Below are 26783 nucleotides of genomic sequence, written 5' to 3' on the forward strand. Positions count from 1 at the left end.
TCGGCGCCATGGCCATTCACGATGCGTCCCTGGCGCTCAAGGCGCACGGTCACCTCGCCTTGAGCATCCGTGCCGCTCGTGATCGCGTTCACGGCATAAAGCTGCAGGGTCGCGCCGCTTGCCACCACACCCTCTATGGCACGAAACGCCGCATCCACAGGCCCACCACCTTCGGCGTGGGCCTCATGTTCCTTGCCATTCCATATAAGCCTGACATCCGCACGCGGCTTGGTGCCGGTCCCTGAGGCGGTCTCCAAGGTCACGAGCTTCACGGGCTCCACCGCCTCCTCCAAGGCCCCCTCGCTCACGAGCGCCTGGAGGTCCTCGTCGAAGATCTCGTGTTTCTTGTCCGCCAGATCCTTAAAACGCTCGAAGGCCTGATTCAAGGCCGCGTCGTCCTTCAGGGTAATGCCGATCTCCGCCAAGCGCGCGCGGAAGGCATTGCGCCCGGAGTGTTTGCCCAAGACCATGCGATTGGCGCTCCAACCTACGTCCTCGGCGCGCATGATCTCGTAGGTCTCGCGGTTCTTGATCACCCCATCCTGATGGATGCCGGCCTCGTGGGCGAAGGCGTTGGCACCCACTATGGCCTTATTGGGCTGCACGGCGAAACCCGTGATGGTCGACACGAGACGGCTCGCCGCCACGATGTGCGGGGTCTCGATGCGCGTATCGCACTGGAACACGTCCTGGCGGGTCCGCACCGCCATGACGATCTCCTCGAGCGCGGCATTGCCGGCACGCTCGCCAAGACCGTTGATCGTGCACTCGACCTGGCGCGCGCCGTGGTACACAGCCGCCAGGGAGTTGGCCACCGCAAGACCGAGATCGTTGTGGCAATGGACCGAGAAAATGGCCTGATCGGCGTTCGGGACGCGGTTTTTCAGCATCGCGATGAGTTCCCCGAATTGCGCAGGGACGCTGTAGCCGACAGTGTCCGGAATATTAACGGTGCGGGCGCCGGCGCTGATCACCGCCTCCATCACACGGCAGAGGAAATCGGGGTCCGAGCGGCCGGCGTCCTCCGCCGAGAATTCCACATCGTCTGTGAATTGGCGCGCATAGCGCACCGCCTTCACCGCGCCCTCGAGCACCGCCTCGGGGCTCATACGCAGCTTCTCGCGCATATGGATGGGTGAGGTGGCAATGAAGGTATGAATACGGGCAGCGCGCGCAGGCTTCAACGCCTCGGCTGCGCGATCGATGTCCTTGGTGAGCGCCCGGGCAAGCCCGCAGACCCGGCTCTCGGTCACCGCCTCGGCCACCGCCTTCACGGCCTTGAAGTCGTCAGGGCTTGCGATCGGGAAGCCGGCCTCGATCACATCGACCCGCAGACGCTCGAGAGCGCGCGCAATACGCACCTTCTCTTCGCAGGTCATGGACGCGCCGGGACTCTGTTCCCCGTCGCGCAATGTGGTATCGAACACCAAAAGTTGATCGGCCATCGCTCTCGCCTATCGCCATCGGCGCCCAATCGCGCCCTTACACACCCCTAATCCGCGGGACTCTAGCCAAAATCCCCCACAAAGTCTATCGAAGGGCAAGCCCCCGACGCCGGTACGCTCGCCCTTGACGCCCCCCTTCGAGGCTCCTATCGTGGGAGATAGAGACCCCGCGTCCGGCGCGGCGCCCCCCGAGAACCGCCACGATGACGAACCGCGACTCCCCCCACCTCCTGCGCATCCTCGAAGAGCGGCTCCTAAATGGCGCCCCGAACTCAGAGGAACCGAATCCCGCGGCGCTACTCGCCGACGATTTCTATGAAATCGGCTGCTCAGGACGGCTCTACGATCGCGCCGAGACCCTGAGACACCTGACCCATGAGGCGCGCCACAACCGCGCCATACGCGACTTTCAGGTGCGCTTTCTGGCCCCGGAGGTGGCCTTGACCATCTACCTGGTGGAAAGTACGGAGGACGAGACAATCACGGCGCCCTCCTGGCGCAGCTCGCTCTGGCGATCCCAACACGGCCGCTGGCAGGTGCATTTTCACCAAGGGACGCCGGCTGCCATGCGTATCGAAGACCCCACGGCCTTCCTGCCCTAAGACATCCCACCGGCGACGCGGCCGGACTTAGGATCGGTACCGCGATCCCAGTCAGGGACGGGGCGCGCCTTCGTGGCCGTCGCCGACTCTGCGCCTATGGACCGAGCGGCGGTAGCGCCGCACGAGCGAGTCGATCGGCCCCGACAGGGCGTAACAGAAGAACAGCGCAAACAAGACCCGCGCGGGATCGAGTGAGATCAGGACGAAGATCAGGACGATGGCGAGCACCGCGATGAAGGGCACGCGCCCCTTGAGATCGATGTGCTTGAAGCTGTGGTAGCGGATATTGCTTACCATGGCCGCACCGATCAGGACTGTGATCGTCAAGGCAGTCGCGCGCAGCCACAAGTGGGGTGGGCCATAGCCTTGCAGGACCCACACAAGGCCAGTCACGACCGCAGCCGCCGCCGGGCTCGGTAGTCCATGGAACGACAAGCGCCGATCGGCGCTCGCCTGGGTGTTGAAGCGCGCCAAGCGTAAGGCCGCGGCCGCCGAATAGATGAAGGCCGCAAGCCAGCCGAGCTTGCCGAGACCCGAAAGACCCCACTCGTAGACGACCAGCGCAGGTGCAAGCCCAAACGACACCATGTCCGAGAGGCTGTCATACTGGGCACCGAAATCGCTCTCGGTGTGCGTCCAGCGCGCGACCCGTCCGTCCAGCCCATCCATGACCATGGCAACGAAGACGGCCACGGCGGCGTGCCAGAACTCGCCTTTCATAGCCTGGACGATGGCATAGAACCCGGCGAAAAGGGCCGCGGTGGTAAACAAGTTCGGCAGGATATAAATACCTTTGCGCTTATCTTCCATCATCGCACCTTTCAAGGATTGGACGGGTTCGGGCCCACGAGCCGAGCCAGAACCTGCGAGCCGGCCTTCACCTTATCACCCAAGGCGACCTCGGGGCGCGCCCCTGGCGGCAGATAGACGTCGACGCGCGAACCAAAACGGATGAACCCGTACCGCCGCCCGCGATCCACCTCATCCCCCTCGCCCACATAACAAAGGATGCGCCGGGCGATGAGCCCCGCCACCTGCACCACCACGACATCATCGCCGTCAGCCGTCGTAAGCCAGAGCGCATTGCGCTCATTATGTTCTGATGCCTTGTCGAGCGATGCGTTCACAAAACGTCCCGGGCTATACCAGCGCCTGCGGATCCGACCGGCGACCGGGAGACGATTGGAGTGTACGTTGAAAACGTTCATGAAAATGCTGCACTTCAGTGCCGGCCGCTTCAGGTAAGGGTCCTCGGTGGGACCTATGGCGATAACGCGTCCGTCCGCGGGACAAAGGACCGCATCCCGACCCTCGGCCAAGACGCGGCGCGGATCCCGGAAAAACTGCAGCACAAAAACCGCGATCAGCCACAACGGCGCAGCGATCCACGGACCCTTCCACCAACTGACGAGCGCGGCGGCGCCCACCGCCAAGGCGATGTGGCCCCAGCCTTCGCGCGCCACGAGGGGGAACGTCGCCCCCTCGGGCACCGCTGCCGACAAGGAAGTGCTCAATTTTTCTCTTTGTCGACGATCTTGTTGGCCCCGATCCAGGGCATCATCCCACGGAGACGCTCACCGACCGCCTCGATCGGATGCTGGGCGGCCTTAGCGCGCAGCTCGGGGAAACGCTTGCCGCCGGTCTCGTTCTCGGCCACCCACTCGCGCGCGAACTGCCCGGACTGGATCTCACCCAAGATGCGCTTCATCTCAGCCTTGGTGCCCTCGTTTACGACCCGCGGGCCACGCGTGAGGTCACCGTATTCCGCGGTATTGGAGATCGAATAACGCATATTGGAGATGCCGCCCTCATACATGAGGTCCACGATCAGCTTCAGCTCGTGCAGACACTCGAAATAGGCCATCTCCGGCGCGTAACCTGCTTCCGTCAATGTCTCGAAACCGGCCTGCACGAGCGCGGTCACGCCGCCGCAAAGCACCGCCTGCTCGCCGAACAGATCGGTCTCGGTCTCTTCCTTGAAGGTGGTGGCGATAACTCCGGCGCGTCCGCCGCCGATCGCTGCCGCGTACGACAACGCGAGCGCCTGGCCCTGACCCGAAGCGTCCTGACTCACTGCGATCAGACACGGGACCCCGCCCTTCTGGGTAAAGGTCGAACGGACCAGGTGGCCCGGCCCCTTGGGCGCGATCATGATGACGTCCATGTCCGGACGGGGCTTGATACGCCCGAAATGGATGCTAAAGCCGTGCGCGAAGGCAAGCGCGACACCTTTCTTCAGGTGGGGCTCCATCTTCTCGTAGATCCCCGCCTGCAACTCGTCGGGGGCCAGAATCATGACCAGATCCGCGTCCTTGACGGCCTCTTCCACAGACTTCACGGTCAGCCCCGCGCGCGAGGCCTTGACCGCCGAGGGCGAGCCCGCGCGCAGGCCCACGACCACGTCGACCCCGGAATCCTTGAGGTTGTTCGCGTGCGCATGGCCCTGCGAACCGTAGCCTATGATCGCCACCTTCTTCTTGCGAATGAGGCCGAGGTCGGCGTCCTTTTCGTAATACACTTGCATGCGATTTCCTCGCCCGGAGGCCGGGCCGTTAGGGTTGATTAAGGTTCAGGGCGCGTCAGGTTTGACGGTGATGCTACCGCGGGCGATACCGATGACCCCGGAACGCACCACCTCCAGGATACGCCGCGGCTGCAAAACAGAGATAAAGGCGTCGATCTTGCCGCCATCGCCCGTAAGCTCGATGGTATAGGCGCGGTCCGTGACGTCGATTATACGCCCACGAAAAATGTCCGACAGCCGCTTGATCTCATCGCGCTCTTCGCCCTCGGCGGCGACCTTTATGAGCAGCATCTCGCGTTCGATCCGCTCATTATCCGTCAAATCCACGAGCTTCACCACGTCGACGAGCTTATTCAGCTGCTTGCGGATCTGATCGACCACGCCCTCCGATCCGCTCGTGACCAAAGTCATGCGGGACAGGCTCGGGTCCTCGGTGGGCGCGACCGTGAGCGAGGCGATGTTGTAGCCGCGCGCCGAAAAAAGCCCGGCCACCCGCGACAAGGCACCAGCCTCGTTCTCCAAAAGTATGGAAATGATATGGCGCATCACGCCAGTTCGCGATCTGTCGCCAGATGCATCTCGTGGTGTCCGGCTCCGGCCGCGATCATGGGGTAGACATTCTCCGTCTGGTCGGTGATGAAATCGAGAAACACGAGTCGGTCACGCTGACCCAAGGCCTCCTTCAAGGCCGCCTCCACGTCATGAGGCTTATCGATACGCAGCCCCGCGTGGCCATAGCTTTCGGCGAGCTTCACAAAATCCGGCAAGGCCTCGAGATAGGAATGCGAATAACGGCTCTGATAGAAAAACTCCTGCCACTGACGCACCATACCCATATAGCGGTTATTCAGGTTCACGATCGTAAGGGGCAGATCATACTGCTTACAGGTCGACAGCTCCTGGATACACATCTGTATGCTCGCCTCGCCCGTCACGCAGGCCACCGTGGCGTCGGGATGCGCGAGCTGCACCCCGATCGCGGCTGGCAATCCGAAACCCATGGTGCCCAATCCGCCAGAGTTTATCCACCGACGCGGCTTGTCGAACTTATAGAACTGCGCCGCCCACATCTGGTGTTGACCGACATCGGAGGTGATGAAGGCATCGCCCCCCGTCAACCGATAGAGCGTCTCCAGCACGAACTGGGGCTTTATGACCTCGGTATTAGCGCGGTCGTATTCAAGGCAATGGCGCGCGCGCCACGCATCGATCTTATGCCACCAGGCCTTCAAGGCCGCCTCGTCCAGACGCGCGCCTGCCCCCTTCAGGGCCGCGAGCAGCTCGCGCATAACGAGACCGGCTTCGCCTATGATGGCGATCTCGACCTGGACGTTCTTCTGGATGGAGGCCGGATCGATGTCGACGTGGATGATGCGTGCGTTCGGGCAGAACTTGTCCAAATCGCCGGTCACCCGGTCGTCGAAACGCGCCCCCATCGCGAGCAGCACATCACACTCGTGCATGCTCATATTGGCCTCATACGTCCCATGCATGCCGAGCATGCCCACGAATAAGGGGTCCGTCGCCGGAAAGGCGCCGAGCCCCATCAGGGTGTTCGTGCAAGGAGCACCCAGCCAACGGACAAGCTCGGTAAGCTCGGTCGCAGCGTTGCCCAGCACCACCCCGCCCCCGGCATACACCATGGGGCGCTTGGCCTGCGCAAGCACGGCGGCGGCCTTACGTATGGCCGCCGGGTCGCCCTCGCGCACGGGCTTATAGGAGCGCAGCGTCGGATCCTTAGGGAAGACGTACGATGTCTTGTGCGCCGTGATGTCCTTGGGGATATCCACTACGACAGGCCCCGGGCGTCCGGTCGTAGCCACATGAAAGGCCTTGCGCATAATCAGCGCCAGATCGCGGACGTCCTTCACCATGAAGTTGTGCTTGACGCAAGGCCGCGTGATACCGATCGCGTCCACCTCCTGGAAGGCGTCGTCGCCGATCAAGTGCGTCATCACCTGGCCCGTAAACACAACCAACGGGATCGAGTCCATGTACGCGGTGGCGATCCCCGTCACGGCATTGGTGGCCCCGGGACCCGAGGTCACAAGGACCACGCCAGGCTTGCCCGTGGAGCGCGCATAGCCGTCGGCCGCATGCGTTGCGCCCTGCTCGTGACGTACTAGGATGTGCTTCACCTCTTCCTGCTTGTAGAGGGCGTCGTAGATGTGCAGGACCGCGCCTCCCGGATAGCCGAACAGGTACTCCACACCCTCGTCGCGAAGGCACCGAACGAAAATCTCCGCTCCCGTGAGCTCCAAAGCGATATCACCCCGTGATCTATGGTCTTTTTCGAACCCCTGATTTTCGGATAAGGAACGCGGCCGGTCAAGGGCTAGTGATCGCGACCCTTCGGGGCGGTCCTAGGCCCGACGCCAGACGGTCCCCGCCGGGGTATCCTCGAGCACGATCCCGCGCCCCTTCAACTCGTCGCGTAGGGCGTCGGACCGGGCCCACTGCCGCTCACGCCGCGCCTGGTCGCGCAAGGCCACCAAGGCCTCGATATCCGCGTGATCGCCACTCCCCTGCAGGAAGACCGCGGGCGGCCGCGACAGCAGGCCGAGGACCCCCCCTAAGAGCCGCAAGGTGGCCGAGAGGCGCCCGACTGCGGTCTCGTCGCGCTGATCGCGGGCGCGTTGGATGGCATGCCCGATCTCGAACAACACGGCGAGTGCGCCTGGGGTATTAAAGTCGTCGTCCATGGCCGCGTGGAATCGCCGCGCATAATCCCCGTCAGCCTCCGCGACCCCCTCGGGGGCGTCCTTCAAGGCCTGGTAGAGGCGCGTGAGGCCCTCGCGGCATTGCGCGATCGCCTCGTCGTCGTAATTCAAGGGGCCCCGGTAGTGGCTTGCGAGCAGAAAGTAGCGCAACACCTCACCATCGTACACCGCGAGCAGATCCCGCAGGGTCCGAAAATTCCCGAGCGACTTGGCCATCTTTTCGCCGTTCGTGCGCACAAAGCCGACATGCATCCAGGTGTCGGCGAATGCCTCGCCATTGGCCGCCTCGCTCTGTGCGATCTCATTTTCGTGGTGCGGAAAGGTGAGATCGAGCCCGCCACCGTGGATGTCGAAGTGATTCCCCAGGCAATGGGCGGCCATGGCCGAGCATTCGATGTGCCACCCGGGACGACCTGGTCCGAAGGCCGAAGGCCACGCGGGCTCGTTCGGCCGCGCCGACTTCCAGAGCACGAAATCCAGAGGATCGTCCTTGGCCTCGTCGGCCTCCACGCGCGCGCCCACCTTGAGATCGTCTAGCGTGCGCCCCGACAGACGGCCGTAGCGAGGGTAGCGGCGCACATGAAAATACACATCCCCATTCTTGCCCTGGTAGGCGTAGTCCTGGGCCACAAGCCGGTCGATCATCGCCGTCATATGGTCGATGTAGTGGGTCGCGCGTGGCTCGTGGTCGGGGGGCTCGACGAACAAGGCGGCGGCATCCTCGGCCATGGCGGCGATGGAGCGCTCGGTCAAGGCGCTCAGCTCCTCGCCGTTTTCCTGGGCGCGTTTGATGATCTTGTCGTCGATGTCGGTGATGTTGCGCACATAGGTCACGCGCAAGCCCCGATGGCGCAGGTAGCGGACCACCGTATCGAACACGACGAACACGCGGCCATGCCCTAGATGGCAACGGTCGTAGACCGTAACCCCGCAGACATACAAGCGCACGTGGCCCGGCTCCAGGGGAACAAGCTCGTCCTTGGCCCGCGTCAAAGTATTATAGATCTTCAGCATTCTTCATCCCGTATCCGAGCCAAGCGCCGTACCGTGAGCGCGCGCGGCATGAGCGCCAAGACATCCTTGAGTTCCGGGCCCGCAACCCGGCCGGTCAGGGCCGCGCGCAGGGCGTGAAAGAGCGCCTTGCCGCCATAACCCGCGTCCTTCAACACCGCCGGCAGATCCGTAGCCGCGCCGCCGGCCTCGAGGTGCGCCGACGCCGCTTGAAAGAATGCCGGCCCCACCGCCGCAAGCGCTGTGCGCGCGGCCGCATCCGGAGACTCGGGTTCGCCGTAGAGGATGTCCGCCCAAAGCCGGTAGTCCCCCGGGAAAAGGGCGTTTGGACGAGTCGCCGTCACGAATCGTAGCCGATCCTCCTCGGGCACCCGGTGGGATACCAGCGGGATCCATTCAGCAAGCGGGGCCTCGGCCATGGCCAAGCGCTGCCAATGGAGCAGTTGTTCACGATCATAGCGCGCCGGCGCATGCCCAATACGGCGGCAGTCGAAGAGCTGGGCGAGTTCCGGGAGAGGCAGGAGCCGATCCGAACCCACCACCGCGCCCAAACGCGCCAGGTAGTTCACCACCGCAAGCGGCAGAAAGCCCTCGTCGCGCAGGGATGCGAGACTAAAGGCCCCGTCGCGCTTGGACAACGGGGCGCCGGCCTCGCTCAGCACAAGCGGCAGGTGCCCATAGTCAGGCACGGGCAGGCCAAGCGCCCGCAGGATCAGGATCTGGCGCGGGGTGTTGGCCAGGTGGTCCTCGCCACGCAGCACAAGCGTGACCCCGGACAAGGCATCGTCCAGGGCGTTGGCGAAGAAAAACATGGCGTCACCCTGGGCGCGCCGCACGACGAAATCACCGAGCAGGGTCGTCGCCACATGCTGCGGCCCGCGCACGACATCGTGAAATGTGATCTCCTGCCCCGGCGGCACCCGGAACCGCCACACCGGGGTCTCGCCCTGGGCAATCCGTTCCTCTGCGACTCGCGGATCAATGCCTGCGCAGCGGCCCAGGTAGCGCGGCGGTAGGCCCTGGGCGCGGAGGCCCGCGCGCTCCGCGCCCAATTCGGCCTCGGTGCAAAAACACGGATAAACGACACCCTGGGCCTGCAAGCGCATAAGGTATTCATCATAGACGGAGGCACGCTGCGACTGGCGAAGGGCCGCCGTCTCATTCATGTAGGGCCCGAACCCGAGCCACCGGAGGTCGGCCCGCAGGGCCTCATCGAACGCAAGGCTTGCGCGGGCGCGGTCGCTGTCTTCGATGCGCAGCAGGAAACGCCCGTCAGGCAAGGCTGCGAGCAGACTGAAAAGCGCAGTGCGCGCGTTACCCAGATGCAAAAGGCCACTTGGGCTCGGCGCGAAACGGGTGGTTCGGGGATTCATACGCCCATGATAGCGCGTCATTGCCCTTGCGTGCCAAGTCGGCGACAATGCGCCAAACTCGCCGGAGGGTCCTCCATGATACATCTTGAAACGAATAAGGGCGTCATCGTCCTCGATCTGAACGCCGACAAGGCCCCAAAGACCGTGGCCAACTTTCTGGCCTATGCCCGCGAGGGCTTTTTCAACAACACCATCTTCCATCGCATCATCGACGGTTTCATGATCCAGGGGGGCGGCTTCGAGCCAGGCATGCACCAAAAACCCACGCGTGCGCCGATCGATAACGAGGCCAACAACGGCCTGCGCAACGCCCGCGGCACCATCGCCATGGCGCGCACCAGTGACCCGCATTCGGCCACGAGCCAGTTCTTCATCAATGTCGCCGACAATGACTTCCTGAATTTCACGGCGCCTACCCCCACGGGTTGGGGCTATTGCGTGTTCGGACGCGTGAGCGAGGGCATGGACATCGTCGATGCCATCAAGGGCACCGCCACCACCAGCCGCAACGGGCATCAGGATGTGCCGGTGAACGATGTGATCATCACCGACACACGGATCGACTAGGCGCGTGAAGGCACGGGCGTTCATTGCCGATCTGCACTTGACGGCGCAGCGGCCGCAGGCAATCGAGCTTTTCCGGGACTTTCTGGCGCAAGCACAAGGCCTGCTCGATCAGCTCTATATCCTAGGCGACTTGTTCGAGTACTGGGTCGGGGACGACGGTGCGGACGAAGCGGAATTCGCCCCGGTGGTCGCGGCGCTGCGCACGGCCACCGATCGGGGTCTTGGGATCAGCATCCTGCACGGCAATCGCGACTTCCTGCTCGGCGCGCGCTTCGTCGAACTGACCGGCTGCCGCCTGCTCGACGACCCATACGAGTTGACCCTCTTTGGGACGCCGACTGTGATCAGTCATGGCGATGCACTCTGCACCGATGATCGCGAGTACCAGGAACTGCGCCGCCAATTCCGCGATCCGCGCTGGCAACAACAGGTCCTGACCCGCCCGCTGGCAGACCGCATCGCCATGGCCCGCGCCTTGCGCGCCGAGAGCGGCCGCGCGACGCAGGCCTTGGACGCCGCCATACTCGACGTGAATACCGACGCGGCAAGCGCACTCCTTGCGCGCCACGGGGTACGGCGCTTGATCCATGGACACACCCATAGGCCCGGCGAGTACCCAGTGCCGACCGCCGCAGGACCGGGCGAGCGCATCGTCGTGGGCGATTGGTACGAAGGTTCGAGCGTGCTGGTCATGGGACCTACACGCCACGCCCTAGTCGCCGTTGCGGACTTCCCCGGGGCTATAGCGGACGTAATGCGCAGGCAGGACGAATAAGCTGCGCTTGACGGGGACGTCCTTCTTGTAGCCCGTAAGTATCTTCTCGTTCTGCTCGTAATCGAGCACACGCACCGGGAAACCCATCGCGTACTCGCGGCCGGCATCGAACACGTTGTCCGCCAAATCGCAAGAGGTCTCGAGCCCTGCCGGGGTATGGGCGGCGGTCAAGGCCTGTTCCCCGGCCAGCGTGTCCGCGTAGGCCTTGAGGGCTGACACCGCGCTCGGCAAGAGGCCCTTGGCCGCCACCACGTAGTAACACTGGTGGTCATTGGTATAGAGCCGGTAGCTTTTCAGTTTGTGACCCTTGAAGCGACCCTTGAGCTTCCCGGGCTTGACCGAATCGTGGAACCGCGCGGGCTTCGCCAGGGTAATGAGATGGCTTCGAATCACAAGGATCGTGCGATCATTGCGATCGACGCTGTAGATGACCCGCTGCTTGCGATCGAACAAGATGTAATTGCCGGTGCCGGTATCCGGATCGATCCGCAGGTAATGGCGGTTTACGATAATGCGCGTTGGAAACAGCGGTCCACCGAGTTCCCGCTCCTTCATGTAAAGGATGGTGGCATGGGGCGTGCCCCGCCCGCAGGAGGCGAGCGCTAGGGCGAGACCTATCGCCCCAAGCCGAACAACGATGCGACCCACCCTCATCGCGCCCCCTCGAGCGCCGCAACCGCCCGCAGGCCCGTCTCCAGGTCGGCGATCAGGTCCTCACGATCCTCGAGGCCGATCGAAAGACGGATGAGCCCATCGCCCACGCCGGCCGCTTGCCGCGCCTCCGGGCTCAGCCGACCATGGGTCGTGGTGGCCGGGTGCGTGATCGTGGTCTTGGTGTCGCCCAGGTTGGCGGTCCGCGACAACAAGCGACAGGCGTTCACAAAGGCGAAGGACTGTCGCGTATGTCCGTCCTTCAAGGTAAACGAGATCACTCCACCACCGGCCGATTGCTGGGCGCGGGCCAGGGCATACTGCGGGTGGCTTGCAAGAAACGGATAGAACACCTCACCCACGAGGGGCTGGGTTTGCAGCCAGCTCGCCACGGAAAGCGCGGTCTCGCTATGGGCCTTCATGCGCAAAGAGAGGGTCTCCAGGCCCTTCAGGAAGATCCAGGCATTGAAAGGACTCATGACCGGCCCGCCGGTGCGCACAAAGGGGAGGATCTCGCCCACGATGACGGACTCGGGTCCGACGATGGCCCCGCCGAGCGCGCGCCCCTGGCCATCGATGTACTTGGTGGCCGAATGCACGACGAGGTCGGCGCCAAGCGCCAGGGGCCGCTGCAGGATCGGCGTACAAAAGGTGTTGTCGACAACCAGTTTGGCACCGTGGCGATGGGCGATCTCCGCCAGGGCCACAAGGTCACCGAGGACGCCCAAGGGGTTAGAGGGCGTCTCCAGGAAAAAGAGCCGCGTACGATCCGTGCACGCGCGCTCCCAAGCCTTTACGTCTTCCAGGGGCACGAAGCTCGTGACCACACCGAAACGCGCCAAGGTCTGGAAAAGCGCCACCGACGGACCAAACACGCTTTGCGACACCACGACATGATCGCCCGCCTTCAGGAGCGCCATGCACACAGACAGGATCGCCGCCATTCCGGAGGCCGTCGCAAGCGCCCGCTCGCCACCTTCAAGTATCGCCAAGCGCTCCTCGAAGATCCGCACAGTCGGGTTGCTCGTGCGTGAATAAATGTTGCCCTCGGCACGCCCCGCGAAGCGATCCGCAGCCTGCTCGGCGCTCTCGAACACATAACTCGATGTGAGGAAGAGGGGCTCGCTATGCTCGCCCTCGTGGGTCCGGTGGTGACCCGCATGGATCGCGAGTGTCTCCATACGACCCTTCAAGTCGTCATCCATTTCCGACTCCCCTTCGCGCTTATGAGTAATACGTATGCAGCTCGGTCGATACGAGATCATTCATGGGGCTTGCGCACTTGGCGGCGTCTCCGCGCACCAGTTCAATGTGCTCGAGATAGTCCTTGTCGACATCCCCGGTCACATAGACCCCATCAAAACACGAGGTATCGAAATGCGCGATGCGCGGATTGCCTTCGCGCGCGGCCTCAATGAGATCCTCCAGGTCCTGGAAGATGACCCGATCGGCGCCGATGGCCACCGCCACCTCGTCCGGCGTCCGACCGTTGGCGATCAACTCATGCCGTGATGGCATGTCGATCCCGTACACATTCGGGTATCGCACGGGAGGGGCCGCGGACGCGAAATAGACCTTGCGCGCGCCCGCCTCCCGGGCCATTTGGATGATCTGCATCGACGTCGTGCCACGCACGATGGAATCATCGACCAGCATCACGTTCTTGCCGCGGAATTCAAGATCGATGGCATTCAACTTCTGGCGCACCGACCGGTTCCGCTGTGCCTGACCGGGCATGATGAAGGTGCGCCCGATATAGCGGTTCTTGATGAACCCCTCCCGATATTTCACGTCGAGTTCCTTGGCCATCTCCAAGGCCGCGGCGCGGCTCGTATCGGGGATCGGAATAATGACATCGATGTCATGATCCCGCCACTCGCGCAGCAATTTACGCGCGAGCCGCTCGCCCATCCGCAACCGCGCCTTATAGACGCTGATACCATCGATGATGGAGTCCGGCCGCGCCATATACACGTGCTCGAAGATGCAAGGCGTGGGGCGCGGGTTGTCCGCGCACTGGCGCATAGACAGACGGCCCTCCATATCCACGAACAGCGCCTCGCCCGCCTGCACGTCGCGCACGAGCCCGTAACCCAAGACGTCGAGCGCCACGCTTTCCGAGGCGAACATATGCTCGGGGCCCCCATCCGTATCGCGGCGCCCATAGACAAGCGGCCTGATCCCCCAGGGATCCCGGAATGCCACGATACCGAAGCCCGAGATCATGATGACCGCCGCATAAGCCCCGCGCGCCCGTCGGTGAACAGCCGCCACCGCGCGAAAGACATGCTCGGGCGTCAGTGCCACCCCCCCGACCTTCTGCATTTCATGCGCGAAGGCGTTCAACAGTACCTCGGAATCCGAATCCGTGTTGATGTGCCGCTGATCTTCGCGGAACAACTCTTCGCGCAGCTCAGCGGCGTTGGTCAGGTTGCCGTTATGCGCGATCGCAAGCCCAAACGGGGAGTTCACGTAAAACGGCTGGGCCTCGGCCGACGAGGCGCAGCCCGCTGTCGGATAGCGCACGTGGCCGATCCCCATGTTCCCCCGTAAGGCGAGCATATGGGAGGCCTGAAAGACGTCGCGCACGAGGCCGTTATCCTTGCGCATATAGACGCGCTTGCTGTCGCTCGTGATGATCCCGGCCGCATCCTGGCCCCGGTGCTGAAGAACGATGAGGCCGTCGTAGAGGGACTGATTGACAGGCCCCTTCGCCAAAATGCCGACTATCCCACACATGATAGGAACTCCTTGGGGAGCGCCGAAAAGCCGCCTAGTTTAGCCATAGCGGAGACTGCGGGCAACGTCTGCGGGCAGCCAGTGCGCCACATAGAGCGCCACGCCCTGAAAATATCCCACAAACAAAGAACCGTGCCAGCTGCGGTAATTGGGGAAGGGCGTAAGGCCCGCCAGCAAGACCATGAGCACGATGACCGCGCCCCCTTTGAGGAAGCCTATGACGCCCCCCATGAGCCGGTCGGCGGCACGCGACCCGATCTTGAGCCATGCCTCGCGAATGAAGTGAGAGGCGATCGCCAAGGCCACGAAGGAGCCGAAAAACAGCACGAAGAACACCACCACCGCCCGCAAATTCGCGTCGTGCAGATGGCCTGCGAACCAGCCCGTGAAGTCCCCTGAAAAGAACCAGGCCACGAGAAAACTCAAGACCCACGTAAAAAACGACAAGACCTCGCTAATGAAGCCTCGCAACACGCCCACCAGGACAAAAAGACCTACGATCAGAACGATCACGACATCCAACCAATTCATCGCGCCGCTGCCGCCTCCCGAATGAGAAATCCCTGCACGCGGTCACGCCGAGCCACCGCCTGCAAAACGCTCCGCGCCCGCGCGCGGCCGTAAGGGCCCACGATCACGACCACCCCCCGACCGCTCGGAAGCCGGGTCAACTCCACATGCGCGGGAAAACCCTGCGCCTTGAGGCGGTGCTTGAGAGTGATCCCGTCGACCGCCTGCACATAGGCCCCGACCTGCACATACCAGACATAAGACTTGGTCGCCACTTGCGGACGTGGCGCCGCCGGCTTCACCTTGACCCTCGCGCGATGCGCGGTCGGCGGCTGCGTGACGCTCGAAGCCGAGGAGACCACAAGCGGGGCGGACGCCGCCGGGGCCGCACCCTGGGTCGCTGCGGTCACAGGCGCGCCGCTCACGACAACCTGCACACCATGCGCGGCGCGTCGCACCGTCAACACCTGCCCACCGCCCGCCGCCGGAGACGACGGCTGCCGCAATACGATCGGCAGAAACACGATAGCCGCGATCACGAGTATGGCGGCGCCGACGATCCTGCGTTTGGCGTCAAACGACCCGTCCCCCTCCACCGCCCCCTCTCCGATCGTCTCTTGATGCGAGTATAGCACCGACCGTCTTGAAGGACCCAAAGACGACCACCCGGTCGTCGGGTCCGGCGCGCTCCAGCGCCGCCTCGTAGGCGCTCACCGGATCGTCATAGAGTCCCTCGGCGACCACCCCGACACTGTGCAAGGCGTCATCCAGAAACGCCGCATCGGCTCCACGCGGATCGTCCAGCGACGCCAGAAACCAGGCGTCGATCGATCCGCGCAGGACCTCGAAGACCTCAGCCACGGGCTTGTCCCTCAGCATACCCACGACCCCCAGCGTACGCCCGGACACGCCTTGCTCACCCAAAGTCCGCGCCAACGCCTGGGCCGCCTCCCTGTTATGGGCGACATCCAGCACAACACGCGCCCCGGTGCCGGGCAAGGTCTGGAAGCGACCGGCGAGCCGCACGGCCTGAAGACCTTCGCGCAGATCCCGCGCCGTGAGTGCCAAGGCCGGCAGGGCCTCGGCCGCCGCCAGCGCGCACGACGCATTGGCGAGCTGATAAGCTCCTCGCAGCGGCGGATAGGGCAGATCCAAAGTGCCGCGGACGCCCGTGAAACGCAAGCCGGACCCAGCATCCTCATACCGGAAATCCCGGCCCCCGAGGCGCGCCTGCGCCCCTAAGCGGCGCGCCTCCTGCACCACCGATTCCGAGACGTCGAAACCGATGATCGCGGGGCGGCCGGTACGGAAGATGCCGGCCTTCTCGCGCCCTATCGTCTCCCGATCAGGTCCGAGCAGATCCTTGTGGTCCGTACCTACCGACACCACCACCGACACATCCGCGTCGACGATGTTGACCACATCGAGCCGTCCGCCGAGGCCCACCTCAAGAATGGCCACATCGACGTGCGCTCGCGAAAACAGCAAAAACGCCACCAGCGTCCCGAACTCAAAATAGGTCAGAGGCACATCCCCGCGGGCCCCCTCAACCTCGGCGAAGGCCGCGCATAAGGCATCGTCCGTCGCCTCCTCGCCATTCAACTGCACCCGCTCGTTGTAGCGCACGAGGTGTGGGGAGAAATAGGCCCCCGTGCGGTAACCGGCGACACGATAGATCGATTCCAGCATGGCGGCAGTCGAGCCCTTGCCATTGGTGCCGCCGATTGTGATGACCGGGCACGACAGCTGCGGCATGCGCTCGTAAACGCCACGCACTCGATCCAGTCCGAGTTCGATACGGCGCGTGTGGAGGCCGTCAATATAGACGAGCCATTCTTGGAGGGTTCGGTGGTTCAGAGGTCTTTGTGCAGCGCGCTTATGGTGTTGGCGACGAGCGGTCGGTTCGATAAGACTGACAAGAGGCGCGCAATCGTCTCACGCAGCTTGTGGCGGTGCACGATCATGTCGATCGCTCCGTGCTCGAGCAAGAATTCGGAACGTTGGAAGCCTTCGGGCAAGGTTTCACGCACGGTTTGTTCGATCACGCGCGGACCCGCAAAGCCGATCAAGGCCTTGGGTTCGCCTATGATGACGTCCCCAAGCATCGCAAAACTTGCCGACACCCCACCCATAGTGGGATCGGTGAGCACCGAAACGAACGGCAGGCCGGCGTCAGCCAAATGCGTCAGAGCGGCGCTGGTCTTGGCCATTTGCATAAGTGAGGTGAGCCCCTCCTGCATACGCGCCCCGCCGCTGGCCGCGAAACACACAAACGGCAACCGCTCGGCCAAACACACATCCACGCCACGCACGAAGCGTTCGCCCACCACAGACCCCATAGAGCCACCCATGAAGGCGAACTCAAAGGCCGCAGCGACCAGTGGCAAGCCCTGCAGACGGCCCTGCAAGACGACGAGCGCGTCGGATTCGCCAGTGGTCTTGGTCGCATCGGCCATGCGATCCTTGTAACGCTTGCCATCTTTAAATTTCAGGAAATCCGTCGGCGCCAGACCTGCACCGATCTCCGGGCGGTCGCCGGCATCAAGGAAGGCTGCCAGTCTCTTGCGGGCGGAGATACGCATATGGTGGTCGCAACGCGGGCACACACCCGCGTTCTTCTCAATCTCGGCATGGTACAAAACACTGGCGCAGGCTGGACATTTGCTCCACAGACCTTCGGGGACCGCCTTTTTTGCCACCCCTCGACTCTTGATCTTGGGCGGCAGGAGCTTGTCGAACCAGCTCATGACGACATCCTCGATGCGCGCTCCGGCAAGGCCGCGCGCAGATCGCGCACAAAGCCTTCGACGTCGGCCAACACCTCATCGATTGGCTTTTTGGCCGCCATCCGTTCGACGATCGCGCTGCCCACGATGACGGCGTCGGCGAAGCGACCCACCTCGGCCGCCGAGCGGGGATCGCGGATACCGAAACCCACCCCCACAGGCAGCGCGGACGCGGCGCGAACCACGGCAAGGCGCGCGGCCACGTCCGCCACGTCCAAATGGCGCGCCCCGGTGACGCCCTTCAAGGCGACATAGTAAAGAAAGCCCGTGGAGGCGGCGCCGATAGTCGCCAGCCGCTCAGCCGGCGTCGTCGGAGACAAAAGGAAGATCGTGTCGATGCCGGCGCGGGAGGCGCAATCGCGCCATTCGGCGGCCTCCTCCGGGGGCATGTCTACAAGGATCACGCCATCGACTCCAGCCGCTTGGCAGGCCTTGGCAAAGGCCTCGTAGCCCATAGTCTCGACAGGATTCACATAGCCCATGAGAACGACTGGCGTGCGGCCATCATCACGCCGAAAAGCCGCCACTTGGTCTATGACCGCGCGGGTCGTAGCCCCGGCGCCGAGCGCTCGCTGGTGGGCCATCTGGATGGTCGGCCCATCGGCCATGGGATCAGAAAACGGCATGCCGACTTCGATCAGGTCGGCGCCGGCGCGCACCAGCCCGTGCATGACGGGCACGGTGGCCGAAAGCCCCGGATCCCCGCCGGCAATGAACGGGATCAACGCCGCGCGTCGGCCCTTCAGGGTGGCGAACACGCCCTTTATGCGCGACACGTCTTCGCCCCCTCGTAGGCCGCGACGCTCTCGACGTCTTTGTCCCCGCGCCCCGAGAGATTCACGATGATGGCGGCCTCGCGTCCGAGTCGCGCGGCCAGGTCGTGGGCATAGGCAAGCGCATGACTCGATTCGAGAGCCGGGAGTATCCCCTCGAGACGGGTCAACCTATGGAAGGCCGCAAGCGCCGCCTCGTCGTCAACGGCCACGTACTGCGCGCGCCCGATATCCTTGAGCCAAGCGTGCTCCGGGCCCACGCCTGGATAGTCGAGCCCCGCCGAGATCGAGTGGGTGTCGCGGATCTGCCCGTCTTCGTCGAACATGAGATAGCTGCGCGCCCCGTGCAAAACCCCGCGCCCGCTCGCGGCCGTCAAGGGGGCTGCGTGCAGGCCCGACGCCAAGCCCTTGCCGGCGGCCTCGACCCCATAGAGGTCGACTCCGGCATCCTCGAGAAACGCATAAAAGAGGCCCATGGCATTAGAGCCACCGCCCACGCACGCTACCAGAGCCTCGGGCAGGCGCCCCTCGCGCTCCAGAAACTGCCGTCGCGCCTCCTCGCCTATCACCGCCTGGAAGTCGCGCACCATGGCCGGATAAGGATGGGGACCACTCACAGTCCCGATCACATAGAATGTCTCATCGACCGTCGTCGCCCAGTCACGCATGGCCTCATTCATGGCGTCCTTCAAGGTCTGCGAGCCCAGGGTTACGCTCACCACTTCGGCCCCCAGAAGGCGCATACGCCGGACATTGGGGGCTTGGCGGGCGATGTCCTCGGCGCCCATGTAGACCACGCAGGAGAGCCCCAGGCGCGCGGCCACGGTGGCGGTCGCCACACCGTGTTGGCCAGCCCCGGTCTCAGCGATCAGACGCTTCTTGCCCATGCGCTTGGCGAGCAGCGCCTGGCCTATCGTATTGTTGACCTTGTGGGCCCCCGTGTGGTTCAAATCCTCACGTTTCAAATAGATACGCGCCCCACCCGCATCGGCCGTGAGCCGTTCGGCAAGATAGAGGGGTGAGGGCCGACCCACGTAATCCCGGAAATCCGCGGCGAGCTCCGCCTGAAAGACCGGATCGATACGCGCCTGCGCGTAGGCGCGCTCCAGGTCGGCAAGTGGCCCCATCAGGGTCTCGGCGACGAATCGCCCCCCATAGGGCCCGAAATGGCCGCGTGCATCCGGCTGCTCGTAACTCATGACTCTCCTCGCGCGCGGCGACAAAACGCCCGCATACGCCGCTCGTCCTTAATTCCAGGGGCGCTCTCGACGCCGCCGCTCACATCCACAGCATAGGGTCCTACTCGGGCGATGGCCTCCCCGACGTTTTCCGGGGTCAAGCCCCCCGCCAGAATGAGAGGCTTAGCAAGCCCCGCAGGCACGAGCCCCCAATCGAAGGCCCGCCCGGTGCCGCCGGGGCGCCCCTTCTGGTAGGTATCCACCAAGAGCCCCTGGGCCGCCGCGTAGCGGACTTCCGCTGCATGCAGATCCACGCCCTCGCCCATGGCGATCGCCTTCAGGTAGGGCCGCCCATAGCGTCCGCAGTCTTCGGGCGTCTCGCGACCGTGAAACTGTAGAACATCCAAGGCGACATTCAACAACACCCGCTCGATCTCCTCGGGCGCGGCGTCCACGAAGAGCCCGACCCGCGTCACAAACGGCGGCAGGGCAGCCACAATGGCGCACGCCGCATCGATGTCGACTGCGCGCGGACTCGGGGCGTAAAACACGAGCCCGATGGCGTCGGCGCCGGCCGCGGCCGCCGCCTGGGCGTCCGCAGGGCTCGTGATCCCGCAAATCTTTACGCGCGTCGGCATAGGGCGATGGAGTGTACCAGAGGCACGGCCTCCGACTTAAGTCTTAGCGGACCTGAGCGCCTCGAAGTGGGTCCGAAAGAGCGTCTCCAGATCGTCGATCACTTCTTCGGTCGGCCGGCCCCCGATGACGCACTGCGCCATCAAGGTCGAGGTTTCGTTCAACATCTTGCCGCGATCGAGCATGGGATAGCTCGCCGCCAGACGCTTGATGGCACGCACCACGCTCTCCCCCTCGGGACGCGCAATGACCACGGGCTCGGTCGGGACCAGAGGCTCGACACGCCCCTGCCGCAGGTGCAGAAACTCGGCGAAGGCCAGCACCTGCTCCTGACCGTCCTCTGAAAGCTCGCGCAACACCGCCAGCAATCGCTTCTCGTGACGATTCATGCTTATTCGCTGATACTCAATCGGAAGACCGGCATCTTGCGCCGCTCCACCATCAGATCGAGCTCCTTCACGAGGGCTACGATCACCTGATCGGTCGTGCGCTGCATATCCCCCCAATGCTGCCGCGCCCCGGTGAGGAGGTCGCCGATATCCGCGGGCGTCTTGCGCTTGGCCTCCATGATCATGTCTTCGATCATGCCGGGCTTCAGTTCCGGGCGAAACAAGAGCCCATAGGCCATGGGGTCAGGGCGTATGGCGATCCAGCGGCCGTCATCATCTATGACAATAGGCGCCACGCCCCCGGGCAGGGCCGCGCGGCCGTTAGCCATGACCAGTACAGGCCGGCCATCGACTGCTTCGGCCAAGGCATCGCCCTCCCCTGCAGGGGTCTTGTGTGCGGTCGTCCAGTAGGCGTCATGAAAGGGCTCGGGACTCAGGCTTCCGCCCTCGTACTCGGCCAAGAGCAAGGCACCGTAGCCCAAGCCCACCATGGGCCGGCGGGCCTCGCGGAACAGACCAATCAGCCGCAATTCATCGTCATGCCAGGGGTTTTTCTCGTGATCGCTCGGCGGGTCTTGACCACCGAGCACGAACAACGCGTCGAACTGCCCAGCGCTACCAGGCAGATCCTGACCCACGAAGGGCCGGAAATAGACGAAGCCGATGTCGCGCTTCTCGAGCTGGTTCTCTATCAGCCCGAGAAATTCGGAATAGGTATGCTGAATGACCGCGAACTGCTTCATGATATATGGGCCTTGGCGAGCAATTCGGCGCGGGTTTGCTGCTCGCAATGCGTATGCGCGAACCGCATGAACTCCTCCACTGCCCGCAGGCGGAACTTCTGGCGCTGGTACACGAAGGAGAACGGGCGATCGATGGGTGGATCCAGGGGCAACGCCACCAGCGTACCAAGCCGTAGCTCCTTGGCGACCGTGGCCCGAGAGACGATCGACACACCCAATCCGGCCTCCACGGAGCTCTTGACCGACTCGGGGCTGCCGAATTCCATACTCAGATTCAGATCGTGCCATTGCAGCCCGTTTTGCGCGAGATAGTCGCTGATCACCTCGCGGGTCCCCGAGCCCTCCTCGCGGGCCAGAAACGGGAGCTCCAGGAGCTCGCGCACCGGCACCCGGGCCCCCCGCGCCATGGCATGGTCGGGCCGGCAGATGAATACGAGCTGATCCTGCCAACAGACTTCGACTGCCAGGGTCTTGTTCGCGATCGGCGACTCGACGATACCAATGTCGACCGCGTTACTCTCCACCATATGCACGATGCCGAGGGAATTCGACACACTCAACCGGATACGAACATCCGGATGGCGCCCCTGGAACTCCCCCAGAAGCGCGGGCAACACATACTCGGCGATGGTCGTGCTGGCCCCTATGATGAGCACCCCTGACACGTCTCCCGTGATGTCTCGCACGCGGATATTCATTTCGTTGTAGAGAGTTATGATGCGGTCGGCGTATTCGAAGACACGCTCGCCCGCGGCTGTGAGATTGATGCGGTTGTGGGTTCGGTCGAACAGGCGGGTGTTGAAGAATTCCTCGAGTTGCCGCACCTGGAAGGTCACGGCCGGCTGCGTCATATGTAAAGTCTCGGCGGCCTTCGTAAAACTCAACAGCTTCGCCACTGTATGAAATACTTGTAGTCGCCGGTCAGCCATGCCTCTTCCTACCCCCCAGACGCGCGCCCGTAGGCCAAGTAGTATACAATGATTTTATGACTAACGCCTGGAAACAATGGGATTTCTCCGGCGCCGGGCTCCAGTCCCTCAACCTCGAGCTGACCAAGCGCCTGCGTAAACCCGCGGTCGCCTATGGTCTCTGGATGGGCTTCGCGCTCGGCCTCCACGCCTTCTATCTTCACGAACGGCGCCGAGGTCTGGCCTACCTGGCCGCGAGCCTGACGCTCGGAGTGCTGGCGCTCCTTGCGCCGTGGCCAGCCCCGGCTGGGTTCGGCGCCCTGTATCTGGCCCTGGCGGTGGCCGATCTCGCGACCCTCGAACGGCGGCTCACCACCTACAACAAGACCCTACGCCTCGACCTCTCCCTGCGCAAAGGGACCACGCCCCCCGCCGGCTTCCGCGGCCGCTATACGGACCAGGACGTCGATATCCGCGACTATGTAGCCGTCAAGGAGCGGGAACGTGCCGGACACGCGACCGAGACCCCCCCTCTAGACTCTAATGGCCGCCCCCAGTCCAAATCCTTTCAGGAACAGGAGGCGGCCCTGCGGGCCTATACGGAACGTCGCAAGTCGCTCAAAAACCCTCGATCTTGAGACGCAGGTCGTTGGGGCTGGAGGCATACTGCAAGGCGACCGCCGGCGCGATCCGCTTGGCCTTGACGAGCGCAAGCAGGCAGGCGTCAAAGGACAGCATACCGTCGTGGACGCTCCCACGTTTCAGGAGCTCCGGCAGATCCTTGATGCGGGCGGGATCGGCAATAAGCTCGCGGGCAAGCGCCGAGATCGTCAAGAGCTCACATGCCAGCGCCCGCCCCTGCCCATCCGCCCGCGGTAACAGACGCTGGGTAACAACGGCCTTCAGATTCTGCGCGACCTTGACACGTATCCCGGCTTGCGCCTCGGCGGAAAACGCGGTGATGAGGCGATTCACAGCCTCGGGTGCCGCCGGGGCATGGGCGGTAGCCACCACGAGATGCCCGGTCTCAGCCGCCTGCAGGGCCGTCTCAATGGTCTCGATGTCGCGCATCTCGCCCAACAGGATCACGTCCGGGTCCTCGCGCAGCGCCGCACGCATGGCCTCATGGAAGTTGGGGGCATCCACTCCGATCTCGCGCTGGGTGATAAGGGACTTCTGCTCAGCAAACAGGAACTCGATCGGGTCTTCAATGGTTAGGACGTGTTTAGTCTGAGTCAGATTGATCTCGTTCACGAGAGCCGCGACCGTCGTCGTCTTACCCGAACCGCTAGCACCGGTCACGAGCACGAGCCCACGCTCGACCTGCGTCAACTTGGCGACCATCTCGGGCAACCCCAGACTCCCAAGCGGCGGTACCACGCTATGGATGACGCGCAGCACCAAGGCGACGGTCCCGCGCTGCAGGAATATGTTGGCACGTACTCGCCCTATCCCCTTGAATCCACGCGACATATCGACCTGCTGGTCACGCGCGAACAGGGCACGCTGGCGGGCGTCCATCATGGCCTCGCCGATCTCGGCGACACGCTCCACGGTCAGCCGCGGCCGATCGTCCAGGGCCCGCAATACACCATCCACCCGCAGGACCGGGTGGTTACGCGCGCGCAGATGCACATCCGAAGCCCCATAACGGGCCGCCTCAGCCAACACCGCGCTCAGCCACTCGAGCGGTTCGTTCGTTACAGCCGCAGTCGCGCTTTCCATGCCCTCATTGTAGCAGCCGCCCAAGAAACGCAAGGAGGCCCGGTCTCGATCTTGCGTCACTCACCACACCACTCGCCATGATCGAAACCGAAGCCACCCCCGAGTACATCTCCAAAAAATATCGGCCGCCATCGGGATCCGGCAAAGAGGCCTGAGACCTTTCTCGCAGCGTTGACCTTGCTGTTTCCCCCGGAAAACACCGGGGTTGCGTTGCAAGCAACGCCACCATAGGGTCGCGCCTGGGCTTGCCTCGAGCCGAAGATCTAAAAAGGCGAGGAACATCATCGCGGCTACACGCCTCAGGCCTTGGGCGCGAAGTTCCACGCCTTGGCCTGCGGACCGGCCGTATGGCCGACGATGGAGGAAGGCTTTGGCATCCTGCCATGGAGCGACACGAAACCGGCCCCCGTCAACTACCCCTACCCCGCCCTAAACGGCGGAGCTTGCAAGGAGGCAATGCAAGCTTGGTTGACCAAAAGTCTTGCGCGACATCCATGCCCGCGCCCAGGCACGCTATCAGCCACCGGCCTTCGGCGAGAACGCGGACTTCACCCTCCAGCTCCACCTGGACGCTGCCAAGCAAACAGCGTAGGGAGGCCTTGGCGCTGCGCGATGGCGTCGCCACGCTTCTGGCCGATGACGCCAACCGGCGCTATTACCGGTTCCTCGACTTGGCCGGCCTCGAACCTCGAAGCCCGCGATTACGCGTCCCCGTCGTGCTTGCCCAGGAGATCGCCTGGCGTATCGCCTCGTCGGTCCCGACGTGGTCCGCCCTGATCCTGGAGATCTCCGCACAACGTATCGGCGCCCGGCTGGTGGCCGGGAAGCCACCGATACCGGAGGGATCGCCCCAGAAGGCGGATTCCGAAGGACATCAGGCCTTCGTGGGCCGCGACTTCGGCTACGCCAACACCGTGGCGCTGTCGGTGGCGGTCGCCGATGCGCCGGCCGATCTCCAGGCCATCGTCGCCGCGCTCGATGGCCTGGACGGCAAAGACCGGGTGCGGGCTTTTCTGGAAAGTCAGGCGCTGTCGCCCGCTATTCGTATCATCGAGCGGGTACGCTACAGCGGCCGGAAGTTTCTGGCAAAGGTGGCTGACCTATCCGGGCGCATCGACGGCTACCGCGCACGCATCGATCTCGCCTACAACCATCTCCGCGCCCTGCGCGAGGGGATTATCGGCGCTTTGAAGTTGGACGACGATGCGCGCATCGAGAAGGAGATGAAACACGGGCCGTGCGGCGAGCGGATGCGGGCGTTTTTTCCGGACACTCGGCCTCATCCACGACCTCAAGGTGGCGCGGCGTGCCCTGTACGCCCGCATCACGGCCATCAAGAAGAACTGGTTCGGGTTCCTTTCCAATATCGAGATGGAGCTCGCGAAAAAACATCAGGCGGCGATCGTCCGCGAGGACCTCACGGTCGAAGCCGTCGAAAAGAACGCCCCTCAGTACAAGGGGCGTGCCTTCAACAAACTCATCAATCATGGTTCGAAGGGGCAGTACCAGCGCAGGGCCACGCAGAAGTGCCAATGGAACGGTGTTCCCGAGGTAGTGGTCCCTAGCTGGTACACGTCGCGGGCGTGTCTGCCGCATGCCGTCATCGTCGATCGCGCGCATCGAAAGGGAGAGACCCTGTTTCTTCCGTGCTGCGGTGTCCACGATCACGCCGACGAGCATGCCGCGGACACTATCACCTGCTACCCCTTTCTGGTTGCCCAGTCCTTCGCGGCTGGCATGTGACACCCACAGAAGCCCCGGCATTCATGCCGGGGAGCACGTCACCGGAGGTACCCGTGCTAGTACGCGTTGACAGGGAATCGGATGCGTTATACATCGAGCTTGCGGCAACGCCAGTTGAGGAAAGCGAAGAGATCGCGTCCGGAGTAATCCTGGACTATCACAAAAACGGGAATTTAGTGGGTATCGAGATCTTGGACGCCTCCAAGAAGAGCGGCGTGGACACTCTTCGCAACATCCATATTGCAGCATAGCTCATCTTTCTTTCGCCTCGCTCACCATGCCGACCTCCCGTGCATGTGATCAGGCCGTTCTCTGGTCCCAATTCCCGCCGCTCTTAGCGTAATCGACGCCAGTGACGCCCGAGGTCGGCGTGAGTGGAACCGTAGCCGCGCCAGCCTCGGGATAGACCTGGGTTACTATGCGGTTGGTACACTTTCTGTCTGCAAATGCCTTCGCCACAGCCGTTCCCGGGACCCGTAGTGGCTTGCTCCTCGGCCACAGAAATCCGGGGAACGGTCAGCCGTCGCCCGCCGCCGGCCCTTGAACGATCGCGGGAAGCAGGCCGGAAGGGCCTTCAGGGAATCGCGGTAGCGTATCACCGTCGCACGTCCAATCCGTACGCGAGTCCCAGTATATGCGCCCTTGAGGTTTGATAGGGACATGGTCGTCCAACGAGCCCGCGGGGATCACGACAGCGTTCAATGCGGGGACAACGCGTGCGACCGGGCTACCACATTCCGTGCAAAATTGCCGGGAAAACCGCTCAGCACCCGGCAACTTGAAGCGTTTAAGCCGTGGTTCGCCATGAGAGAACGCAAGCGTTGCCTGTGTCATCAGTATATTGGTGGCATGTCCCGTTCCCGAAGACTTCCTGCATCGCGAACAATGACAGTGATAGAAACGCTGCGGATCACCCGTCACCTCGTATTTCACGGCACCGCATAAGCAGCTGCCTTTCAGAGTTAGCTGAGACATTTCTCCTTTC

30 protein-coding genes are annotated in these 26783 nt (G+C 63.5%); 7 read left to right on the top strand and 23 right to left on the bottom strand.

All coding sequences use genetic code 11. The features are described 5' to 3' along the window. Window positions 1-1445: 2-isopropylmalate synthase (locus tag ACYCTF_RS06930; RefSeq protein ID WP_461284753.1), on the bottom strand; the 1445-nt coding region annotated here is incomplete at its 3' end. A 203-nt stretch (window positions 1446-1648) separates the two neighbouring features. Between ACYCTF_RS06930 and ACYCTF_RS06935 the strand changes: the two genes are divergently transcribed. Continuing rightward, the gene (locus ACYCTF_RS06935) at window positions 1649-2047 is read left to right on the top strand and encodes a nuclear transport factor 2 family protein (RefSeq protein WP_461283104.1); all 399 of its coding nucleotides are present in this window, start codon (window positions 1649-1651) and stop codon (window positions 2045-2047) included. A gap of 51 nt (window positions 2048-2098) precedes the next feature. Here ACYCTF_RS06935 and pssA read toward each other — a convergent pair whose 3' ends face one another. The 7 genes from pssA to gltX form a co-directional block, all read right to left on the bottom strand. After that, entirely contained in the window at window positions 2099-2860 is a 762-nt protein-coding gene (gene pssA / locus ACYCTF_RS06940; protein WP_461283103.1) for a CDP-diacylglycerol--serine O-phosphatidyltransferase, read from the bottom strand. An 8-nt stretch (window positions 2861-2868) separates the two neighbouring features. Further along, window positions 2869-3561: a phosphatidylserine decarboxylase gene (locus ACYCTF_RS06945; protein WP_461283102.1), complete on the bottom strand. Its 693-nt coding sequence runs from the start codon at window positions 3559-3561 to the stop codon at window positions 2869-2871. Further along, window positions 3558-4571 (bottom strand): ketol-acid reductoisomerase, encoded by a 1014-nt coding sequence (ilvC, locus tag ACYCTF_RS06950; protein ID WP_461283101.1) that lies wholly within the window; start codon window positions 4569-4571, stop codon window positions 3558-3560. Before ilvC ends, ACYCTF_RS06945 begins: the two co-directional genes overlap by 4 nt. Window positions 4572-4616: 45 nt before the next feature. Beyond that, window positions 4617-5117, bottom strand: a complete 501-nt coding sequence (gene ilvN, locus ACYCTF_RS06955; RefSeq protein WP_461283100.1) for an acetolactate synthase small subunit — start codon at window positions 5115-5117, stop codon at window positions 4617-4619. Beyond that, on the bottom strand, window positions 5117-6832 hold the full coding sequence (gene ilvB, locus ACYCTF_RS06960) for a biosynthetic-type acetolactate synthase large subunit (protein WP_461283099.1): 1716 nt from the start codon (window positions 6830-6832) through the stop codon (window positions 5117-5119). Before ilvB ends, ilvN begins: the two co-directional genes overlap by 1 nt. A gap of 102 nt (window positions 6833-6934) precedes the next feature. Further along, window positions 6935-8305 carry a cysteine--tRNA ligase gene (cysS, locus tag ACYCTF_RS06965; RefSeq protein ID WP_461283098.1) on the bottom strand — a complete coding sequence of 457 codons (1371 nt, stop codon included), beginning with the start codon at window positions 8303-8305 and terminating at the stop codon, window positions 6935-6937. Next, window positions 8299-9675 carry a glutamate--tRNA ligase gene (gene gltX / locus ACYCTF_RS06970; RefSeq protein ID WP_461284754.1) on the bottom strand — a complete coding sequence of 459 codons (1377 nt, stop codon included), beginning with the start codon at window positions 9673-9675 and terminating at the stop codon, window positions 8299-8301. The genes cysS and gltX overlap by 7 nt, the downstream gene beginning before the upstream one ends. A 75-nt stretch (window positions 9676-9750) precedes the next feature. On the opposite strand from gltX, the gene ACYCTF_RS06975 reads away from it, so the two are divergent. Together ACYCTF_RS06975 and ACYCTF_RS06980 are read left to right on the top strand one after the other, a co-directional pair. After that, window positions 9751-10242 (top strand): peptidylprolyl isomerase, encoded by a 492-nt coding sequence (locus ACYCTF_RS06975; protein WP_461283096.1) that lies wholly within the window; start codon window positions 9751-9753, stop codon window positions 10240-10242. A 4-nt stretch (window positions 10243-10246) separates the two neighbouring features. Continuing rightward, window positions 10247-11017, top strand: a complete 771-nt coding sequence (locus tag ACYCTF_RS06980) for a UDP-2,3-diacylglucosamine diphosphatase (RefSeq protein WP_461283095.1) — start codon at window positions 10247-10249, stop codon at window positions 11015-11017. Here the strand turns inward: ACYCTF_RS06980 and ACYCTF_RS06985 are convergent. The 13 genes from ACYCTF_RS06985 to ACYCTF_RS07045 are packed head-to-tail and all read right to left on the bottom strand — an operon-like array spanning window position 10955 to window position 22351. Then, a complete protein-coding gene (locus ACYCTF_RS06985; protein WP_461284755.1) occupies window positions 10955-11665 on the bottom strand; it encodes a hypothetical protein in 711 nt (236 codons plus the stop codon). The genes ACYCTF_RS06980 and ACYCTF_RS06985 overlap by 63 nt on opposite strands. Window positions 11666-11667: 2 nt before the next feature. Then, window positions 11668-12873, bottom strand: coding sequence for an O-succinylhomoserine sulfhydrylase (locus tag ACYCTF_RS06990; RefSeq protein ID WP_461283093.1), 1206 nt, complete (start codon window positions 12871-12873; stop codon window positions 11668-11670). 19 nt (window positions 12874-12892) lie between these two features. Beyond that, a complete protein-coding gene (gene purF / locus ACYCTF_RS06995) occupies window positions 12893-14407 on the bottom strand; it encodes an amidophosphoribosyltransferase (RefSeq protein ID WP_461283092.1) in 1515 nt (504 codons plus the stop codon). A 39-nt stretch (window positions 14408-14446) separates the two neighbouring features. Then, complete coding sequence (locus ACYCTF_RS07000) at window positions 14447-14938, bottom strand: CvpA family protein (RefSeq protein ID WP_461283091.1); 492 nt, start codon at window positions 14936-14938, stop codon at window positions 14447-14449. Next, window positions 14935-15513, bottom strand: coding sequence for an SPOR domain-containing protein (locus ACYCTF_RS07005; protein WP_461283090.1), 579 nt, complete (start codon window positions 15511-15513; stop codon window positions 14935-14937). Before ACYCTF_RS07005 ends, ACYCTF_RS07000 begins: the two co-directional genes overlap by 4 nt. Next, window positions 15491-16825, bottom strand: a complete 1335-nt coding sequence (gene folC / locus ACYCTF_RS07010; RefSeq protein ID WP_461284758.1) for a bifunctional tetrahydrofolate synthase/dihydrofolate synthase — start codon at window positions 16823-16825, stop codon at window positions 15491-15493. Before folC ends, ACYCTF_RS07005 begins: the two co-directional genes overlap by 23 nt. Next, on the bottom strand, window positions 16771-17664 hold the full coding sequence (gene accD / locus ACYCTF_RS07015) for an acetyl-CoA carboxylase, carboxyltransferase subunit beta (RefSeq protein WP_461283089.1): 894 nt from the start codon (window positions 17662-17664) through the stop codon (window positions 16771-16773). Before accD ends, folC begins: the two co-directional genes overlap by 55 nt. Then, a complete protein-coding gene (gene trpA, locus ACYCTF_RS07020; RefSeq protein ID WP_461283088.1) occupies window positions 17661-18479 on the bottom strand; it encodes a tryptophan synthase subunit alpha in 819 nt (272 codons plus the stop codon). The genes accD and trpA overlap by 4 nt, the downstream gene beginning before the upstream one ends. After that, entirely contained in the window at window positions 18467-19675 is a 1209-nt protein-coding gene (gene trpB / locus ACYCTF_RS07025) for a tryptophan synthase subunit beta (protein ID WP_461283087.1), read from the bottom strand. Before trpB ends, trpA begins: the two co-directional genes overlap by 13 nt. Beyond that, window positions 19672-20292 carry a phosphoribosylanthranilate isomerase gene (locus tag ACYCTF_RS07030; protein WP_461283086.1) on the bottom strand — a complete coding sequence of 207 codons (621 nt, stop codon included), beginning with the start codon at window positions 20290-20292 and terminating at the stop codon, window positions 19672-19674. The genes trpB and ACYCTF_RS07030 overlap by 4 nt, the downstream gene beginning before the upstream one ends. Window positions 20293-20328: 36 nt before the next feature. Further along, window positions 20329-20679: a Crp/Fnr family transcriptional regulator gene (locus ACYCTF_RS07035; protein ID WP_461284756.1), complete on the bottom strand. Its 351-nt coding sequence runs from the start codon at window positions 20677-20679 to the stop codon at window positions 20329-20331. 2 nt (window positions 20680-20681) lie between these two features. Next, entirely contained in the window at window positions 20682-21422 is a 741-nt protein-coding gene (locus ACYCTF_RS07040; RefSeq protein WP_461283084.1) for a type 1 glutamine amidotransferase, read from the bottom strand. Continuing rightward, window positions 21419-22351: a LysR family transcriptional regulator gene (locus tag ACYCTF_RS07045; protein WP_461283083.1), complete on the bottom strand. Its 933-nt coding sequence runs from the start codon at window positions 22349-22351 to the stop codon at window positions 21419-21421. Before ACYCTF_RS07045 ends, ACYCTF_RS07040 begins: the two co-directional genes overlap by 4 nt. A 56-nt stretch (window positions 22352-22407) precedes the next feature. On the opposite strand from ACYCTF_RS07045, the gene ACYCTF_RS07050 reads away from it, so the two are divergent. Continuing rightward, window positions 22408-22968 carry a TM2 domain-containing protein gene (locus tag ACYCTF_RS07050; protein ID WP_461283082.1) on the top strand — a complete coding sequence of 187 codons (561 nt, stop codon included), beginning with the start codon at window positions 22408-22410 and terminating at the stop codon, window positions 22966-22968. Here the strand turns inward: ACYCTF_RS07050 and ACYCTF_RS07055 are convergent. After that, window positions 22949-24115: a type IV pilus twitching motility protein PilT gene (locus ACYCTF_RS07055; protein WP_461283081.1), complete on the bottom strand. Its 1167-nt coding sequence runs from the start codon at window positions 24113-24115 to the stop codon at window positions 22949-22951. The two genes, ACYCTF_RS07050 and ACYCTF_RS07055, sit on opposite strands and share 20 nt — an antisense overlap. 539 nt (window positions 24116-24654) lie before the next feature. On the opposite strand from ACYCTF_RS07055, the gene ACYCTF_RS07060 reads away from it, so the two are divergent. From ACYCTF_RS07060 to ACYCTF_RS07070, 3 genes are read left to right on the top strand one after another with little or no spacing between them, the layout of a single operon-like run. Continuing rightward, complete coding sequence (locus tag ACYCTF_RS07060; RefSeq protein ID WP_461283080.1) at window positions 24655-25620, top strand: hypothetical protein; 966 nt, start codon at window positions 24655-24657, stop codon at window positions 25618-25620. Next, window positions 25610-25798 (top strand): hypothetical protein, encoded by a 189-nt coding sequence (locus ACYCTF_RS07065; protein ID WP_461283079.1) that lies wholly within the window; start codon window positions 25610-25612, stop codon window positions 25796-25798. The genes ACYCTF_RS07060 and ACYCTF_RS07065 overlap by 11 nt, the downstream gene beginning before the upstream one ends. 53 nt (window positions 25799-25851) lie before the next feature. Then, on the top strand, window positions 25852-26049 hold the full coding sequence (locus tag ACYCTF_RS07070; protein WP_461283078.1) for a DUF2283 domain-containing protein: 198 nt from the start codon (window positions 25852-25854) through the stop codon (window positions 26047-26049). 265 nt (window positions 26050-26314) lie between these two features. Here ACYCTF_RS07070 and ACYCTF_RS07075 read toward each other — a convergent pair whose 3' ends face one another. Next, entirely contained in the window at window positions 26315-26773 is a 459-nt protein-coding gene (locus ACYCTF_RS07075) for a GFA family protein (RefSeq protein ID WP_461283077.1), read from the bottom strand. Window positions 26774-26783 lie beyond the last annotated feature (10 nt).

The sequence above is a fragment of the Acidiferrobacter sp. genome, from assembly GCF_054609335.1.

Bases quoted from the DNA above. Each gene is read 5' to 3' on its own strand.
- ACYCTF_RS06935 (WP_461283104.1), top strand. From the start codon at position 1,649: ATGACGAACCGCGACTCCCCCCACCTCCTGCGCATCCTCGAAGAGCGG.
- pssA (WP_461283103.1), bottom strand. From the start codon at position 2,860: ATGATGGAAGATAAGCGCAAAGGTATTTATATCCTGCCGAACTTGTTT.
- ilvC (WP_461283101.1), bottom strand. From the start codon at position 4,571: ATGCAAGTGTATTACGAAAAGGACGCCGACCTCGGCCTCATTCGCAAG.
- ilvN (WP_461283100.1), bottom strand. From the start codon at position 5,117: ATGCGCCATATCATTTCCATACTTTTGGAGAACGAGGCTGGTGCCTTG.
- cysS (WP_461283098.1), bottom strand. From the start codon at position 8,305: ATGCTGAAGATCTATAATACTTTGACGCGGGCCAAGGACGAGCTTGTT.
- gltX (WP_461284754.1), bottom strand. From the start codon at position 9,675: ATGAATCCCCGAACCACCCGTTTCGCGCCGAGCCCAAGTGGCCTTTTG.
- ACYCTF_RS06975 (WP_461283096.1), top strand. From the start codon at position 9,751: ATGATACATCTTGAAACGAATAAGGGCGTCATCGTCCTCGATCTGAAC.
- ACYCTF_RS06990 (WP_461283093.1), bottom strand. From the start codon at position 12,873: ATGGATGACGACTTGAAGGGTCGTATGGAGACACTCGCGATCCATGCG.
- purF (WP_461283092.1), bottom strand. From the start codon at position 14,407: ATGTGTGGGATAGTCGGCATTTTGGCGAAGGGGCCTGTCAATCAGTCC.
- ACYCTF_RS07000 (WP_461283091.1), bottom strand. From the start codon at position 14,938: ATGAATTGGTTGGATGTCGTGATCGTTCTGATCGTAGGTCTTTTTGTC.
- accD (WP_461283089.1), bottom strand. From the start codon at position 17,664: ATGAGCTGGTTCGACAAGCTCCTGCCGCCCAAGATCAAGAGTCGAGGG.
- trpB (WP_461283087.1), bottom strand. From the start codon at position 19,675: ATGAGTTACGAGCAGCCGGATGCACGCGGCCATTTCGGGCCCTATGGG.
- ACYCTF_RS07030 (WP_461283086.1), bottom strand. From the start codon at position 20,292: ATGCCGACGCGCGTAAAGATTTGCGGGATCACGAGCCCTGCGGACGCC.
- ACYCTF_RS07035 (WP_461284756.1), bottom strand. From the start codon at position 20,679: ATGAATCGTCACGAGAAGCGATTGCTGGCGGTGTTGCGCGAGCTTTCA.
- ACYCTF_RS07040 (WP_461283084.1), bottom strand. From the start codon at position 21,422: ATGAAGCAGTTCGCGGTCATTCAGCATACCTATTCCGAATTTCTCGGG.
- ACYCTF_RS07045 (WP_461283083.1), bottom strand. From the start codon at position 22,351: ATGGCTGACCGGCGACTACAAGTATTTCATACAGTGGCGAAGCTGTTG.
- ACYCTF_RS07050 (WP_461283082.1), top strand. From the start codon at position 22,408: ATGACTAACGCCTGGAAACAATGGGATTTCTCCGGCGCCGGGCTCCAG.
- ACYCTF_RS07075 (WP_461283077.1), bottom strand. From the start codon at position 26,773: ATGTCTCAGCTAACTCTGAAAGGCAGCTGCTTATGCGGTGCCGTGAAA.